Below are 16,335 nucleotides of genomic sequence, written 5' to 3'. Positions count from 1 at the left end.
GGTCTTTATTCTTTATTCTCAATTCTTTAAGTCTTTATCCGACTTCTAACTGCAACGCTGGTATATCTTTTCACAGCGTAATGCAAAATATTTTTATTACTTTTGAGGCAGAGATCGCCGCAATATCTATATACACAAAAGCCCTTTCATTTTCATGAAAGAGGTGATATTCAATATTTTATAGATATACAAACAATTATTCGCGCCAAAAGAGGGACAAAGGTACAAAATATTTTCCACATGAACAAATAAAACCACTTCAAAATGAAGCGGTTAATATTTTAAAGCTTTGACTTTATGACTTCCGAAAAACCTGGACTTCTCCATTGAAAAATACCTTAATTTTATAGTAGAGATATCAGCCTTGAAGGAGGACACACAACCAAAGAAACCACCCAAAAGAGTGGTTTCTTTTATATACAGATTATTATATTTTTTGTTATTTTACAATTACCTTATAAGATTTTACAGTCGACTTAGCCTCTATCTTAATGATATAAACCCCTGCAGGTAATGAAGAAGTACTGATTTCTGTATTTCCGCTAAACTGACCGGTCTTAATCAACTGGCCCTGGCCGGAGAACATGGTATATACTCCTCCTTCTTCTGATCTCAGATTAAGATTTTCACCAGATTTTACCGGGTTAGGGTAAATTTTAGTATCTGCAGCAGCTTCTGTAATTTCAGTACCTATTGCTTTAGCTGTTTTCATCTGTGCATTTTTCAGCAGTGTTGCATAGGGGGAAAGCGGGGAATCCGGAGCTCCTCTTTTTACAAGATCTGTATCTACCACAGCCTGAATGCCATCTTTGTCCATATCGTTGATTCTGGAAATAAATCCACCACCAAGATCATCCAGATTATCTTTACCGATTGCATACAGGTCAAATTCTGAACCATTGGAAGTAAGATCAAGAAAATCCGGTTTATCATCACCATCCGTATTTTTAATCTGATATTTCATCACTCCGGAATCCGGATAAGTTTCCAGAATATCGGCAATACCATTTTGCCCTACCGCTACATTACTATCAATAATACCGTTATGATCAGCATCAATCTGGTTAATCACTGAAACAGGAATACCCGATTCAAACAGATCCAGTATACCGTCATTATCCGAATCCAGATCACGGTAGTTAGGAACTGAATCGCCAAGAACCGGAATAACCAGTAGATTTCCTTCGGCATCATCATTTTCAAATTTCCCGTCATTATCAGCATCTTCTATTTCATCCGGAATACCGTCATTATCAGCATCAAGATCACACGCATCTACGATTCCGTCACCATCTGTATCTATTGCAGGCGATTTATCGTTAACAACCGTACAGCCTTCCGCACAATCCGGAATACCGTTACCATTATTATCAATACTGTCATTGCCGTTCGGACATTGATCAAAGCAGTTAGGAACTCCATCATTATCATCATCTCTGCTGGCAAAAGCATTATAGATATTATAGCTTTGAGGAAGACGTACGGCTGTACCGCTATAAAAAGTTACTTTAATCCTGTTAAAAGGTTTGGTCGCTTTTCCTCCAACATAAAACTTATTGGAATTTGTGGTAAAAAAGTTTCCGCTGATCAGGCTTCCCGTACTTGTAAATGTGTCTGTAAGGGTATTCCCGTTATACAATGTCACGGTAATATTCTCCAGGATACTTACTCCGATCAGATTGGCCGCTTTTTCCAGAGTAAATCCGGCATAGGTATTAGCTGGCATCATAGTGTTGGTACCAACTGTTGCATATGCTGAGAAAATACTGAAAACAGAAGCTGCCGGAATAGTGGCTGTTGCATAATTAGATGGATTGTTGTCTACAATAGCTTCGGGATTTGTCATTTTTGCAAGGATAAGCCCTAAGAATCCCGGCCCGGACGTCCAGCTTGTTCCTGTTACCAGATTTCCCGGGATTGCGGAACCGTTTGTCTGGATTTTATCATCACAGTCACAGGCAACAGGTTCTTCGAACGCATAATATACTTTTAAAGAACCCAAATTCACTCCTACAGTCTGCGTTATTTTCAGGCGCACTTCATTAAATGGCTTGGTAGTGGTAACGGTTACTTTCTGTTTTCCTGATCCAAATCCAAGAACTTTAATATTGATAAGACCTCCGCCATCAGATAATGTTCTTGAATCCTGAAGCTGACCGTATAAATAGGTTTCAACGGTAATATTTTTCAGAAATTCCGCACTTAAAAGTTTTCCTTCATCATCAGGAGAAATCACAAATCCGGTTCTGTTTCCGGCAGGATATACCTGGTTTTTATCCAGTACTCCTACAGAATAAGATCCCAAAAGCCCGGCAGGAAGTACAATTGAACCATATGAGTTTTTATCTCCGTCCCCGATTCTTTCTCTGTTCTGAACAAAAGAAAGCGGGGCAATGAAGCTGCTGCTTCCGGAAACATTCCCGTCTACACCGCTTCCGGCAATGATATCATCACAAATTCCATTGGTATCAACAGGTACTTTAGCCGGATCAAATGCAAACGCATAATACACATTCATTGCACTGAATACCGAAAGTACATTGGTCTGATACAATCTTACTTCATTAAATTCTTTTGTTGTCTTAAAATGCAGGAAGATTCTGTTTTTATTTCCTCCGAATGCCGGAACTGAAAGAAGTGTACTGCTGGTAGTACTCTCCTGAAGCACTCCATTTTTATAAGTACTGATCCTTAATGAACTTAAAAGGTCTACGGTAATAAAGCTGGTTCCCAGATCCACATTAAAACCTGTAATATATCCGGCAGGATACGTCGTATTTGTATTTTTTACAGATATTCCGTTCCCGCTCACCAGAGAGGCAAAGTTGCCCATGCTTACCTTGTTGTTCAGATCCGCATCTACCACAGGATTCATGCTCCCGTTATAACATGCAAGGCAAATTCCTGAATTATTAACAGGTTTTGCTTCTACTCCCATCCCACGGATAGGCTCATACCCCTGCTGTGCAAAAATCATTGCTGACATTATCAATGTCATCAACACCGCAGCAAGTTTTCCAAATAATTTTCTTGTCATTTTGTTTGTTTTTATTTAAAGTTGTGTGTTTTTTAATTAAAGGTTCTGCCACGCATAAGTGGAAGCTCCGGTTTGCCTGCATCCCACGAAATTTCCAACTGATGATGACACTTCATAAATAATGGTTCCGGCATTGGAAGCATCGCATACAGGCCTAGTATTTGCCTTAATCAGGATTGCCTTGCTTATTTCAAGGTCTGCAAAATTATTCCCATTGGGAGCCATATTAATTCCTACATCCGTAGCAGCAGTACCTACCGCACCCTGCCCGGAAAAAACATGCATTATATTGCCATACACCGACTGGTTTGAGGTTGCCTGTGCAGAAAATCCTACAGCTAAAGCATAACCGCTTCCTGAAGCTGTAGAATTGGCTCCGAAAGCCATATTACTTATACTGGCTGTATTTCCGGTACCTATAACAAGCCCACCGTCATTTCTATTGTTGTTTCCAATGGTAATGCCTGATGCATTGATAAGGTCATTTCCATTTCCAAACACCAAAGTAGTGGCACCGGTCCCGGTATTATTGCTTCCAATAATTTTAGCACCACTGGCAGCTGTATTTTTCATTCCTATAGCGATTCCCGGAAAGTTTGCGCCCTGTGCTGAGACGGTGTTATCTCTTCCTAAAGCAACATTGGACGAACTTGTATTTCCCAGAGAATTATTGGACCCCCATGTAAAAGAAGCGTATGGTCCTGAGGCGTTCATATTTCCTCCCTGTAAGGTTCCATTGGTATCCAGGATTCCTTTAACATTCTTACCGGTAGCCAGTACGAGATTCTGTCCATCTGCTGTTCCCAGATAATTGCCTGTAGTGATATTTGTACCAAGAGTTGCTGCGGCGGCAACTGTTCCTATATTTCCGGCTGTATGCCAGTCTGCTCCGAACTGCTCCCATTTTGTCCCATCGAAATAATAATATCCGGGTGATAATACTGCTACGGTCTGCCCACCAGGATTAGTATCTGCTGCTGTTACATAAACCATTGCTCCTGTCTGGGCACTGGTATATGTTTTCAGTCTCAGCTGATCCCCGGTGAGTCTTGGGGCAATAACTCCATCCAGTTTAGCGGCTATGGCTGGAAAGCCTGTGACGTCAAGGCTCGCTTTCGGATCATTTGTATTGATTCCTACTTGTGCGCATGCCCAAAAACTTAAAGACAATGCTGCGATCGTAAATAATTTGTTTTTCATTTTTCTAGTGATATTTGTTGTTTTTTATGTGTGTTTTTTTAATTAATGTGGCATAGAAAACCTTTCCCTACTTGGGAATTCAGTAAAGTAAAGAGGAATGTATAAAGAGCAGTAAAAACTGCTTTAGCAGATTAAGTAAAAGGTTTATCCGGAATTTTAACGATAGATGCAAAGCCTTTTGACCTCCTGAAGTCTTCTGCAGATAACAATGCATCTGTATTTAAATGCTGTACAGTTTCAATTATGCTTAATTCTGTACCATATAACGGAATGCCGGAAAAAAAATCTTTTGAACATTCAGTAATACGGTGATAAATAAGTTTTGAAAAAATATTTTTACTTAAGGAAAATATAAAATTATAGGTATAAGCTAAAAAAGACGATTGTTTAGGACTCTGGAGAGAAACCAGTCTGTTATTATTTTGATCCTCATTTTCCAACTGATCAGATTCATAAGACAAACTATTGTTTATACCATCTCCATGACTATCCCCAGCTGGAATAGTATAAGATACGCCGGAATAAGAGAATAATGATGCGGACCATTCTGAATATGGCTGACACTCTTTATTTTGGCTTCCTATAATCAACGTTGCCAATATTCCTATTGAGCAAAATGCAATATGATTACAGAAAAGAAGATAATTTCTTTTCAAATGTGCATGTGTTTTTTTTCACTACAAATATAGTAAATTTTTAATAAAAACAATATTTTAATAATATTTTATAATTCAAAAGCTAATTTTTGAATAAAATAATTAATTAATTATGTTAAATATTGAAAATTAAATAAAAATAATCAAATACGACTTATTATTTTCCATAGATATTTAAATACAATTGCCTATAAACTACTAAAACCAATATAAAGAGCACAAAAAAAGCCTGAGTAAGTACTCAGGCTTGTTATTTTATAGTAAAATGAATTATTTCAATTCTACTTCAGCACCAGCTTCTTCAAGTTGCTTCTTAAGAGCTTCTGCTTCGTCTTTAGAGATACCAGTTTTGATTGGAGCAGGAGCACCATCTACGATATCTTTAGCTTCTTTAAGACCAGCACCAGTTAAATCTTTTACTAATTTAACGATAGCTAATTTAGAAGCACCTGCAGACTTAAGAATTACATCGAATTCAGTCTTTTCTTCAGCAGCATCACCTGCACCACCTGCAGCAACTACTACAGCAGCAGCAGCTGGCTCAATTCCGTACTCATCCTTAAGGATAGCAGCTAATTCATTTACGTCTTTTACTGTTAGGTTTACTAGCGTTTCAGCTAAATTTTTTAAATCTGACATTGTTGTAATGTTTTTGTTGATTATTTATTTAATTTTTTGAGTGTAATTATTCAGCAGCTGGCGTTTCGTCAGTGCTTTCTGCAGCAGGAGCTTCCGGAGCTTCAGCAGCAGGAGTTTCTTCTACTGCAGGAGCTGCTTCTTCAGCTTTAGCTTCTACAGTTTCAGGTTTGTTTTGAAGAGCAGAAACAACTCTCTGGATTGGAGACTGAAGTAATCCGATGATTTCACCGATCATTTCTTCTCTAGACTTGATGTTAGCCAACATGTCCAGGTTGTTGTCACCAACATAGAAAGTTTCCTGAACAAAAGCAGACTTAAGCGCCGGCTTCTCTTCTTTCTTTCTGAATCCCTGAATTAATTTTGCAGGAGCGTTTGCCGTCTCAGAAATCATCAATGCTGAGTTTCCTTTGAAAGACTGGAACATTTCAGAGTAATCTACTCCTTCAATTTGCTCCATTGCTTTTTGTAAAAGTGTATTTTTAACTACTTTTACTTTGATATTCTGCTTGAAAGCCTGTCTTCTGAAGTCAGAAGATTTAGCAGCGTTCAAACCTTCTAAATCTGCTACGTATACTACTTTTGCATCCTGAAGCAAATCTTTGATCTCTTGTATTGCTACAACTTTTTGGTCTTTTGTCATTGTCTTAGGATAAATATTAGTTAACAGATTTAGTATCGATTGCAATACCCGGGCTCATTGTAGAAGACAGGTAGATGCTCTTTACATAAGTTCCTTTAGCAGCAGTTGGCTTCATTTTGATCAATGTCTGGATAAGTTCCTGAGCATTTTCTTTGATCTTAGCAGCATCGAAAGATACTTTTCCGATACCTGCATGGATGATACCATACTTATCTACTTTGAAATCGATTTTACCAGCTTTTACTTCAGTTACCGCTTTACCGATTTCCATCGTAACAGTTCCTGATTTAGGGTTTGGCATTAAACCTCTTGGTCCTAATACTCTACCTAATGGTCCTAATTTACCCATAACAGCAGGCATAGTAACGATAACGTCAACATCTGTCCAACCGTCTTTGATTTTCTGAAGGTATTCATCAAGACCAACATAGTCAGCACCAGCTTCTTTAGCTTCTGCTTCTTTATCTGGAGTTACTAAAGCTAATACTTTAACATCTTTACCAGTTCCGTGAGGAAGAGATACTACACCTCTTACCATTTGGTTTGCTTTTCTTGGATCTACTCCTAATCTTACAGCGATATCTACAGAAGCATCAAACTTTGCAGTGTTCACTTCTTTTACAAGAGCTGAACCTTCTTCAAGGTTATAGATTCTTCCTTTTTCTACTTTGCTTAAAGCTTCCTTTTGCTTTTTAGTTAATTTTGCCATTTCTTTAAGTTTTAAGCGTTAGTTGGTTTAGTTCCTGTTACTCTCAATCCCATAGATCTAGCAGTACCTGCAACCATAGAAAGAGCTGAATCCAATGTAAAGCAGTTAAGGTCTGCCATTTTATCTTCAGCGATTTTCTTAACCTGATCCCAAGATACAGAACCTACTTTGTTTCTGTTTGGTTCACCGGAACCTCCTTTGATCTTAGCCGCATCCATTAACTGGATTGCTGCAGGTGGAGTTTTGATAACGAATTCAAAAGATTTGTCTTCGTATACTGTAATTACTACAGGTAAAACTTGCCCTGGCTTGTCTTGGGTTCTTCCGTTAAATTGCTTACAAAACTCCATGATGTTCACACCTGCAGAACCCAAAGCCGGACCTACTGGTGGAGAAGGGTTAGCTGCGCCACCTTTCACCTGAAGCTTTACCATTTTAAAGACTTTCTTAGCCATTTTAATTTTTTTTAGTTTGAATAATTAATGAGTTTGGAAGCATTTATTATTCAGCAGGTTAATGCACTCACATAACAATAAACCTACTTTTCGGACTGCAAAAGTATAAAATATTTTTGAAATAGCAAACAATAATTATCTAATTACATGAATAAAAGTTAAATATGCAGTCAAAAAAAATACTGCTCATTGCTGAACAGTAATTAGTTTATTGTTAATAATTAATTTTGCTTGCTTATTTTTTAATGAATTTTTCGGTGATGGTTTTATTTTTCGTTTTAATTTCCAACAGATACATTCCGGACGGAACAGACTGTACATCTATTCTATTAGTCTGTCCTGCATGATTTATGATTCTTTTTCCGGAAGCATTGTAGATGGCAACGGATACAATTTCATCATCCGTCCGGATATTAATAAAATCGCCTGTAGGGTTTGGATAAATTTTAAATGAATCGGATGAATCGGATGCATCCGGCCTTCCTTCCGCTTTCACTCTTGCCTCTGGTCTGATGACCTGAGTATCGACCGCATTTTTAGTGACCGGCAGAGGTGTATTATCTGCATACACATAGAAATATCCGTTATCTATTTTTGTATCCGGTAAAATTAAGCAGTAGCCGGTTCCTTCTACTTTTATTCCATTCCAGGAAGAATCGTTGGCTGATCTCACATCAGCACCTTCTATAATGAAATTACTGCCGCTTTTAACGACCACTCTGCTTTGGGGAGCCATAATCAGTTTACAGGTTACTTTTAAGCTTGAATTATTATCAATTTTCACATTTGAATAATTCCTGAAATTGATATCCCACAGCTCATCAGAGTTTACGTTTAAATAGGTATTTTTAAATGAATTTTCTGTAAAATACTGCCTTACACTGGTTACTGAAGCTGTCTGAAACATCATCGAAACATCCTCAATACTCAGATAATTATGATTTCCCGCCGAATAACTCATCAGGTTTGCACCGCAGTCGTGATGGTATAATCCCAGATTATGTCCTAATTCATGCACCATTGCTCTTGCTCCCATATCAGAATAATACCACTGCTTTACAGTTTCCCAGGTAGGACTTCCAAAAACAGGGTTTCCTACAGCAAACTGCTTCCTGTGAAGAAAACCGTTATAAATATCCGGCCACAGCTGTCTGGATTTAGCATCAAACTGGTTGGTAAACGGGAACTCAGAGGCCGCCCAGCCCAGAGGTGTCTGGCTGAAGTTCCCATTCTGATATTCAGTATAGATCTGCCCGTTATTGGGAAATGTAATATTAATTCCAGGAGGAATACTGGGATCAGTATCGTAGTAAGAATAGTAATATGTATTTCCCGGCATTAAAACATTATTGTTATCATAAGGATTATTATTGGCGGGGTTAAAACCTGTTACGAGAAAATCCCATGCCGGATCTACTTTCCAGATTTTATTAACGATTACTCTTATCTTCGTATCAGAGATCTGCTGGGAAGTATTTTCACATCCGCTATCCGGGCTTCCGAGATTAGCAAGCCGATAATTGATCATATCTACAAAACTGTTAAGAAATGCAGTGTGTTCAGGATTATTCTGTTCAAAATTACCTGTTCCGTCCGGCTTGGTAGGGAAAATAAAGTTCAGCTTCACATAGATAACATCATCGGTTACCTGGGGAATATACCTGGGATTATCATGATAATGATAGGCATATAATGAAGTATTACCACAATTTGTGCTGTTTTTCTGTAATTCTGCGGTAAGGTTTTTACCGCTTACATCTATCACACAAGCTCTTGACTGTGCATTGGTCTGCTGGGACCTGAAGGTAATAAATACATTACATACAATTAGGAAAAAGATAATTTTTTTCATAATTTATTTTTTTCTAATTGCTGTATTTTCTGGTCCTGCTTTTCAAGCTTTTCATTCAGATCAATCAGGTGCAGTGTAAGCTCCTCTACTTTTTTCAATAAAAGGACATTCATTTCTTTTAGCTCAACACCGTTTTTTACCACTTCATCTGCTGAAGGAACTTCAGGCAGGTGTTTGTTTAATGTGATAAATTTCTTCACTTCATGTAAAGGCAGCAGTTTATAGCTGTCACTGAATACATAATCTGCCCAGCCATTAGCATTGGCAATTTCAACTTTCACTTTTTCAGTTTTGATACCATCTTTTACAAACAGTCTGTAATTATTACAGTCTGTGCATGAAGACAGGCCAGCATTGTACGCATTCACTCCCATCAGGATTTTCCCGTTTTCTCTTGCAGAAAATATAGGATACTGCCAGTTGGCGGTAGATATGGTTAACAATCCGATATCATTAGGCTGGCTGTAGGTGCTTTTAATCCACACCACATCTGTTCCGCTGTTTTTATTTTGGGTATTATCAATGATATCAATACCATCTCCGTCAATTGTATTGATATTGAAAAACATCCTGCCATCAGCAATTCTGAACCGTTCAGCATTATTGGTCTTAAAGACGATGTCTTTATTATCTGTTGTACCGATAAAGTTAGTTGCGGGATCCGTTCCGGAATTCCCCGTTAATGACCAACTTTGAGCTTTGTTAAAAGCCATACACGACAAGAACGTCAAAAGAAAAATTTTCTTCATGTTATTAATTTTTAATTTTAGGTTTAGTTTTTATGTTATAAATTTAAATAATATTTCCCGAACCTAAGATATAATTTAAGAAAATTTAATCTGTTTTGATCATACAAAAAAAGAGCACTTTCAGTACTCTTTCTCTCATTTTTATTTTGCTTCTGCATTCATTCTCTCATTTTATTTTTTGATGAATTTCAAACCTTCTTTCTTTTCTTTAATTTTAAGAATATAATTTCCTTTTAAAAGATTTTTTACTTCTATTTTTCCCTGATTTATCATTCCGGATTTTACCAGTTGACCAGCAGTGTTATAGATTGTAAATTCTTGATCTTTCAGACCTTCTATATGAATTACATCTACCGTCGGATTAGGATATATTCTTAGAGAGGAAGCTTTACCGGAAGTTTCATTAACCGCCAAATTTAAGCCTGGAAGCTTAAGATTCTGTGCATAGATCGCAGCTGTATTGTCTGTAGTCTTTTTTTCCTGAAATACAATAACCGCCTGATCGTTTATAGGCTTTAATATACTGGCATAAGCTTTAGAGGCTGGAAAAGTGGCAAAAGGGAGATACTGTTCAGGCCAGGCAAAATTACCGCTACCATCCAACTGCACAGCATTCAGTGAAAAACCAAGAGGTGAGGAATCCGCTTTTTTTCGTACGACAAAATAAGGCTTGTCATTTATCAGAAACAAATCACCATAATGATACATCGAAAGATCGTCAATGGCAAATACCTGCTTGCCATGATCCGTAAAAAGTCTTACTCCCGTATTTTTATCAAATTTTTGTACAAATTCTCCGTTCTGTGCCTGTGAAGAAGTGCTGTAATTTGCAATTGCCCAGATATAAGGAGATCCAGGCGTGAAGGCCATTTTCATATCTTTTTCAAAATAAGTCTGATTGGTATCAAAATCCACCCCTGCTGTTCCCCATGGAAGGCTTCCGTCTGTATTGATCTTCTGTAAATATCCATCAAATCTTGAAGATTCACCGGTGCTGTATCCATAATACACAACGCCCCCATCAGCTGCTCCGCTGTATTTTGCATTATAAGCCACAGATTTGGTAGAGATTTGTTTTGGAGTATTCCAGATTACGGCTCCATCCTGGCTTAGCTTTTGTGCAAACAGGTAACTTGTTGTTCCAAAAGACATCTGCTTGTGGAAAATAATTTCAAACTGATTGTCTGAGAGCTCAAAAAGATCAGCAGGAATGGTATTTTTAGCAGCATCATCAGAAATAATCTGAACCGGATTTTCCCATACCGGCTGGCCGGAAGTATTAAACCTCTGAACTTTTGTATATTTTTGACTTGGCGGAAAATACCCAACAATTATATCTCCGTTAGACAGCGGCAGAATGGTGGGAAGATAGGCTTCTCCCAAATTAATTCCGTTAGGCCATACTGATGTGCCATCAGGTGTAATTTTAAAAACATATCCTTTGGTTCCTGTACCTGTTCCTGTAACACCGATATAAAAATTATCAGAAGCATCTACTGCTGTTCTTTCGAAAATAGTATAGGTACTCATCGGGATCTGATTACTAAGCATAACGCCACCATCGGGAAGTATTTTATTTCCGTTCACATCCAGGATCTGCAGCCATAGTTCATAATTTACAGGAGCAGGAACACTTTTCCAATATCCGATATAAGTCTTCCCGTCACTTGTTGTTGCAGCAAAAGAAGATCCGGATCCGGGATTGGTTACCAAAAGGTTTTGATCCAATATGGAATTCCATTGTGCTTTTCCCAAAAAGCCAATTGATGTAATCATCAAAAGAATAAGTAGTTTTTTCATTGCGGTATTATTTTAAGTATGAAACAAAGGAAGACAATCTTCCTAAAAATCATTTAAAATCACCCCCATACTTACCACTTCACGTCCTAAAACTACCACCCATTTTCCACACACACTAAAACACAATACTGATAAACAAGCACTTACATTTCATTTAAATATTGAGCAAGGTCTTCTTTAGTATTGGTAAGATTTAATTTTTTACGCAGCCTGGTCCGGGAATTTTCAATTGTTTTTGGAGTAACATTCAGAAGACTTGATATTTCTTTGGTTGATAATTTAAGTTTCAGCATTGCTGCCAGTCTTTTGTCATAGTTGGTGAGGCCAGGATGTCTTTTATCCAGATTTTTGTAGAATGATTCATGAACATTTAAAAAATGATATTCAAAATCTCCCCATGAATCCTGTTTGGTGCTTAATTTAATTTCATTAATAATTCCTGAAATCTCATTGATCTCCTGATCTCCGAATTTTGATTTAAGCACATTGATCTGTTCCAGAATAGATTTGAAGATGCCTTCAATCTTAGACTGTTCCATAGATTTATACACCAACATTTTTTCTTTCATCTGATTGTCTATCTCCAATTCACGCTCTCTGTTTTCAATCAGTTTCTTTTCTAAGCTGAGTTTTTCCGTCTTGTTTCTGTAATTAATAAGCAGTAATATACAGATCACCAATATCAGCAAAAGAATAATCCCTGTTACCATATACAGGATATTCTTTTTGTCCTGTTCTATTGTATCCAGTCTTTTCTGCATTTCATAATCATGCTTAACTTTCAGTCTTTCTACATTTACTGCTTTCTCTTCTACATTCAATAGCTCTCTGATGGAATCATATCTTTTAAATGTTTCTGCCGCCGATTTATAATCTTTATTCAGCAGGTAAGCTTTGTAAAGTGTTCTCAGATAGTTTGTCTGGTCAAAACTTACTGTATTGGAAGCAATATCTTTTTCGATTTGTTTTGCATACGATAAAGCATTTTCAGGATTTTGTGTCTGAATATAGAAATTGGCCAGATTATAATGTACCTGATAATTTGATTTGCTATCTTTAATATGATCTTCTGCTAAAATATGATCTGCTTCCAACAGGTAATTTTCAGCTTTGTTAATATTTCCTTCTAAAAAATTAAGCTTTCCAAAGTTTGAAAACACAAAAGCTTTTAAAACCGGATCATTATGTACTTCGAAAGCCATTAGCGCCTGTTCAAAATAATATCTTGACGAATCCAGCTTGGATAATACCAAATAGGCATTCCCTAAATTATTGAGTGATTTTATGGTTTCGGTCTCTTTTTTTTGTTTTCTGTAAAAATTCAGCAGTTTTTTATAATACGTAACTGCACGTCTGGTATCGTTAAGCTGGGAATAGATGTAAGCAAAAACGCCATCTACTTTCGCTGTTTTTTCTCCGTCTTTATCCAGAAAGATATGATAGGCCTTTGCAGCATAATCCAGTGCCATATCAAAATAGTTCACGTCACTGTAAATCTTAGCCGTTTCCAGATAAAAATCTCCTAAATCATTCTCCGAAACTATTTTCCGGGCACTTTGTATATTGAGTTCAGCTTTTGGCCAGTCTTTAAATTTCAATTCATTGGCAGTCTTCATATACTGCTCATAGCTTTTCCTGTTCTGTCCGGAACAAAAGGCGGCTGAAAATAACAACAGTATTAAAAGCAATGTTTTTTTCATAGATGTATAATTCCGTATAAAATTATAAAATCATTTAAAAAAATGACATTCATTACGAATTAGTTTAGCAGATTATTAAACCAATTCAAAATATAATAGAAAAACGATTAAATAAAAAAGACCATTTTCAGCAAAATGATCTTTTTAATTCATACAGGTACATTCCTTAACTTAAATTTCCTGTTCTTTATCAGAAGTTCTTTTTATATTCAGATATTTAAAAAATATAAACAGGGAAATCACTGATGTCTCTATCCATTCAAAATCTAATTTAAAACGGATATTCGCAGCATGCCCTATCAGATAAGGAAATGTAAATCCTGCAAAGATTATCCCTAAAAGCAGGAATAGAGTTTTGCTTCTTCTGAAGAAATAGACAAGACTTACTACAAACAGCAAATTGATCCCTATTACATACAATTTTCTTCCAATAAGAACAGACCAGCCATTGTTATCAAAATACCTTTTGGGAACAAACCATAAACTTATGAAATTATTAAATCCTTTTTTCAGAGGAGCCATTTTATCTGCTTCAACAATTTTTGATACGGCCTCTTCAAAAATATATTCATCCTCAAATTCATTATGAACTGCAATTTTTTCAGCGACAGCTTTTTCCTCTTCGTCCGTCATAAATTTATTACCCGGCAAAATCTGATATTCCGATTCATATCCCAGATATACATTCTGCCACACCGGAGATTTACTCACAATAAGTTTATCAAAAGTAAGATAGTTCCTGATTACCCAGGGAGAATAAAGAAGTACGGCTATACAACTAACCGTTACGATCTGTTTTATTGATAATTTTTTGTAAAAAAGCATTACCAGAATCAGCACCGCCATTATCGGAACTGCTACAACCTGTGTAAGCGCTACAAGAGCCGTCATTACTGAGAAGGCAATCAATTTTTTATAAGTAACCAATTGACTCCATATTATGGAATAGGAATAGATCCAACCTGCAAAAATTAATATAAACAGATTGGTTGCTTCAAGGACATTAGAATAGTAAAAGTAAGCAGGAGAGAAAATAAAGAAATAAGCCGCCAGAAATCCAGCTGTTTTAAGTTTAAAATTTCCGAATATTTTGACCAGTATTACCGGAATCATAAAATAAAATACATGCTGAATAACCACAATGCATTTCACCGCATTTACGGTACCGAACATTTTTATAAAAAAGCTTAAAAATAATGGGTAAGCAGGAAGCTTATAAGCAGAGCTTCCAAACCTAGATTGCATAGAATATACACCGTCACGGGCCAAATTTTCAGCAATGGACCAGTCTTCAAAAAACTCAGCATTAAATTTTGTATATACTGAGAAGAGAATTTTAACCGTAAGAATGAAAAGATTAAGAATAAGGAACGTTTTCCAGTTCAGGAAAAAATCCATCAATCGTATTTTTGAACTGCTTGGCATATATAGATTTCTAAAAAGCAAAAGTAAAGAAAGATGAAAGAAAAACAGAAGATTTCACGGCCATTTTTACGGTTGATGCATTTAGCCAATAAAAAAAGTCATAACATAATGTATGACTTTTTAATGCAACCCGAAATTTATATTTAAACTAAAATCCTGAAGGTTTATCAATTGTTTGAGCAGAACCATCTGTCCCTCCCAGGTCTGCATTTATGTTGCTTATATTTTGTTTTGTGATTAATCTCTTATACGCCATTAAATAAAGGTCTACTGTAAAATTATTATAGGTTCTGGATGGAGGATTGCTGTTGGTGGCAATAATCCTGCTGTCTGTAAATTTTGCTTTGATATGCCATGTTCCATTGCTTTTGAAAGCGGTTACATCCGGAGATCCCTGTCTGTTATCATTAATTCCGTTATCCCCGTAATCCAGCATTACATTGGTAGAATTATCATTCAGTTTAAATGAGTAATTGTGCAGGACGACTAAGAAATTATTGGCGTCTATCTTAGTGTCATAATCTGTGATTCCATTTCCGGAAACTCCTGTAAGGGTAAGTTTGATATAATTAAACAGCCCGCTGCTTTCCAGGGTTGGGTCATACAATTGAAGACCGTTTTCAGAAGTTGCTAAAAAGCTTCCTCCTGTCATGGTAGGCTCTCCCGGATTTCTCAGATACAAAGCATCTGTATAACTTTTTCCGTTCACATCCAGGGTCTCTGTAGGTTTATCTGTTTTGATTCCTACTTTACCTGTCTGGGCATTCAGAAATAAACCCAGAGTCATTATTATTGTGATATAAATTTTTTTTCTCATATTTTTTTATTGAAGCCCCAGAGGGGTATTAGCAGAAACTCCTGAATAGATTGGTGAAGCGGAAGCAGAAACAGAACCGTTGAATGTTCCCCAGTCCTTAACTAATGATTTCTCAAAAACATTAAGAGTGAATGTCCATGTTCCGTTTTGTGAAGAAACAGTACCTGCTCCTTTAAAACTTAAATTAACAGCATGGTAGTTTACTCCACCTTTTGAAATTTTGGTTACTTCTGTAGAATAAGCCCCGTATGATTTAGGGTTGGTACTTGTATTGGCAGCTGATACCGCATCGGTAAAAACGGCTCCTGTAATGGCAAGAACATATTTATCTGCATCCAATCCTGTATTCAGGCTAACCACTTCATCCTGCTTTACATTTTTCAAAATAACGGTATACATATTCACCGGTGCTACATTACGAAGCGAAATATCAAGCATCTTTACTTTTCCAACAGGAGAACTGTCTTTGGAGCGGGTAAGAAGCAGATAATTTCCTCTTGCCGGAGCATTTTCCGTATCTATTAAATATGATTCTACCAAAGTTTCTCCTTCTACATCAAGCGTTCCTTTTGGGTTGGCTGTATTGATTCCGATCTGGGCCTTTACTCCAAATGAAGCGAAAGCCATACATAATAATAAACTAATTTTTTTCATAA

General features: G+C 36.7%; 14 protein-coding genes. All 14 read right to left on the bottom strand.

The features are described 5' to 3' along the window. Window positions 1–439: 439 nt before the first annotated feature. The 14 genes from AOB46_RS06220 to AOB46_RS06155 all read right to left on the bottom strand — a co-directional run bounded on the left by AOB46_RS06220 (window position 440) and on the right by AOB46_RS06155 (window position 16,333). Window positions 440–3,037: a T9SS type A sorting domain-containing protein gene (locus AOB46_RS06220; protein ID WP_062697393.1), complete on the bottom strand. Its 2,598-nt coding sequence runs from the start codon at window positions 3,035–3,037 to the stop codon at window positions 440–442. A gap of 36 nt (window positions 3,038–3,073) precedes the next feature. Beyond that, complete coding sequence (locus AOB46_RS06215; RefSeq protein WP_062697391.1) at window positions 3,074–4,237, bottom strand: hypothetical protein; 1,164 nt, start codon at window positions 4,235–4,237, stop codon at window positions 3,074–3,076. Window positions 4,238–4,368: 131 nt separating this feature from the next. Further along, window positions 4,369–4,893: a hypothetical protein gene (locus tag AOB46_RS06210; protein ID WP_062697389.1), complete on the bottom strand. Its 525-nt coding sequence runs from the start codon at window positions 4,891–4,893 to the stop codon at window positions 4,369–4,371. Window positions 4,894–5,163: 270 nt separating this feature from the next. Then, the gene (rplL, locus tag AOB46_RS06205) at window positions 5,164–5,532 is read right to left on the bottom strand and encodes a 50S ribosomal protein L7/L12 (RefSeq protein WP_062697387.1); all 369 of its coding nucleotides are present in this window, start codon (window positions 5,530–5,532) and stop codon (window positions 5,164–5,166) included. 46 nt (window positions 5,533–5,578) lie between these two features. Further along, a complete protein-coding gene (gene rplJ / locus AOB46_RS06200; RefSeq protein ID WP_062697384.1) occupies window positions 5,579–6,172 on the bottom strand; it encodes a 50S ribosomal protein L10 in 594 nt (197 codons plus the stop codon). Between the two features lie 16 nt (window positions 6,173–6,188). Beyond that, window positions 6,189–6,881, bottom strand: a complete 693-nt coding sequence (gene rplA / locus AOB46_RS06195; RefSeq protein ID WP_062697382.1) for a 50S ribosomal protein L1 — start codon at window positions 6,879–6,881, stop codon at window positions 6,189–6,191. Between the two features lie 11 nt (window positions 6,882–6,892). Continuing rightward, window positions 6,893–7,336 (bottom strand): 50S ribosomal protein L11, encoded by a 444-nt coding sequence (gene rplK, locus AOB46_RS06190; RefSeq protein WP_048511988.1) that lies wholly within the window; start codon window positions 7,334–7,336, stop codon window positions 6,893–6,895. A 235-nt stretch (window positions 7,337–7,571) separates the two neighbouring features. Further along, window positions 7,572–9,188: a zinc-dependent metalloprotease gene (locus AOB46_RS06185; RefSeq protein ID WP_062697380.1), complete on the bottom strand. Its 1,617-nt coding sequence runs from the start codon at window positions 9,186–9,188 to the stop codon at window positions 7,572–7,574. After that, entirely contained in the window at window positions 9,185–9,937 is a 753-nt protein-coding gene (locus AOB46_RS06180; RefSeq protein WP_131724326.1) for a hypothetical protein, read from the bottom strand. The genes AOB46_RS06185 and AOB46_RS06180 overlap by 4 nt, the downstream gene beginning before the upstream one ends. A gap of 171 nt (window positions 9,938–10,108) precedes the next feature. Further along, window positions 10,109–11,737 (bottom strand): T9SS type A sorting domain-containing protein, encoded by a 1,629-nt coding sequence (locus tag AOB46_RS06175; RefSeq protein ID WP_062697375.1) that lies wholly within the window; start codon window positions 11,735–11,737, stop codon window positions 10,109–10,111. A gap of 143 nt (window positions 11,738–11,880) precedes the next feature. Continuing rightward, window positions 11,881–13,437 (bottom strand): tetratricopeptide repeat protein, encoded by a 1,557-nt coding sequence (locus AOB46_RS06170; protein WP_062697373.1) that lies wholly within the window; start codon window positions 13,435–13,437, stop codon window positions 11,881–11,883. A gap of 171 nt (window positions 13,438–13,608) precedes the next feature. Further along, entirely contained in the window at window positions 13,609–14,835 is a 1,227-nt protein-coding gene (locus tag AOB46_RS06165) for a hypothetical protein (RefSeq protein ID WP_062697371.1), read from the bottom strand. A gap of 175 nt (window positions 14,836–15,010) precedes the next feature. Then, complete coding sequence (locus AOB46_RS06160) at window positions 15,011–15,679, bottom strand: hypothetical protein (protein ID WP_062697369.1); 669 nt, start codon at window positions 15,677–15,679, stop codon at window positions 15,011–15,013. Between the two features lie 6 nt (window positions 15,680–15,685). Beyond that, the gene (locus AOB46_RS06155) at window positions 15,686–16,333 is read right to left on the bottom strand and encodes a hypothetical protein (protein ID WP_062697366.1); all 648 of its coding nucleotides are present in this window, start codon (window positions 16,331–16,333) and stop codon (window positions 15,686–15,688) included. Window positions 16,334–16,335 lie beyond the last annotated feature (2 nt).

Source organism: Chryseobacterium indologenes (assembly GCF_001295265.1).
GTDB lineage: Bacteria > Bacteroidota > Bacteroidia > Flavobacteriales > Weeksellaceae > Chryseobacterium > Chryseobacterium indologenes_A.
The sequence above is the reverse complement of the archived record's forward strand: the minus strand, read 5'-3'. Positions and strand labels throughout refer to the sequence as shown.

What these genes read in the sequence shown, in the direction of transcription:
- AOB46_RS06220 (WP_062697393.1), bottom strand. Translation starts at nt 3,037, where the DNA reads ATGACAAGAAAATTATTTGGAAAACTTGCTGCGGTGTTGATGACATTG.
- AOB46_RS06215 (WP_062697391.1), bottom strand. Translation starts at nt 4,237, where the DNA reads ATGAAAAACAAATTATTTACGATCGCAGCATTGTCTTTAAGTTTTTGG.
- rplL (WP_062697387.1), bottom strand. Translation starts at nt 5,532, where the DNA reads ATGTCAGATTTAAAAAATTTAGCTGAAACGCTAGTAAACCTAACAGTA.
- rplJ (WP_062697384.1), bottom strand. Translation starts at nt 6,172, where the DNA reads ATGACAAAAGACCAAAAAGTTGTAGCAATACAAGAGATCAAAGATTTG.
- rplA (WP_062697382.1), bottom strand. Translation starts at nt 6,881, where the DNA reads ATGGCAAAATTAACTAAAAAGCAAAAGGAAGCTTTAAGCAAAGTAGAA.
- rplK (WP_048511988.1), bottom strand. Translation starts at nt 7,336, where the DNA reads ATGGCTAAGAAAGTCTTTAAAATGGTAAAGCTTCAGGTGAAAGGTGGC.
- AOB46_RS06185 (WP_062697380.1), bottom strand. Translation starts at nt 9,188, where the DNA reads ATGAAAAAAATTATCTTTTTCCTAATTGTATGTAATGTATTTATTACC.
- AOB46_RS06180 (WP_131724326.1), bottom strand. Translation starts at nt 9,937, where the DNA reads ATGAAGAAAATTTTTCTTTTGACGTTCTTGTCGTGTATGGCTTTTAAC.
- AOB46_RS06175 (WP_062697375.1), bottom strand. Translation starts at nt 11,737, where the DNA reads ATGAAAAAACTACTTATTCTTTTGATGATTACATCAATTGGCTTTTTG.
- AOB46_RS06170 (WP_062697373.1), bottom strand. Translation starts at nt 13,437, where the DNA reads ATGAAAAAAACATTGCTTTTAATACTGTTGTTATTTTCAGCCGCCTTT.
- AOB46_RS06165 (WP_062697371.1), bottom strand. Translation starts at nt 14,835, where the DNA reads ATGGATTTTTTCCTGAACTGGAAAACGTTCCTTATTCTTAATCTTTTC.
- AOB46_RS06160 (WP_062697369.1), bottom strand. Translation starts at nt 15,679, where the DNA reads ATGAGAAAAAAAATTTATATCACAATAATAATGACTCTGGGTTTATTT.
- AOB46_RS06155 (WP_062697366.1), bottom strand. Translation starts at nt 16,333, where the DNA reads ATGAAAAAAATTAGTTTATTATTATGTATGGCTTTCGCTTCATTTGGA.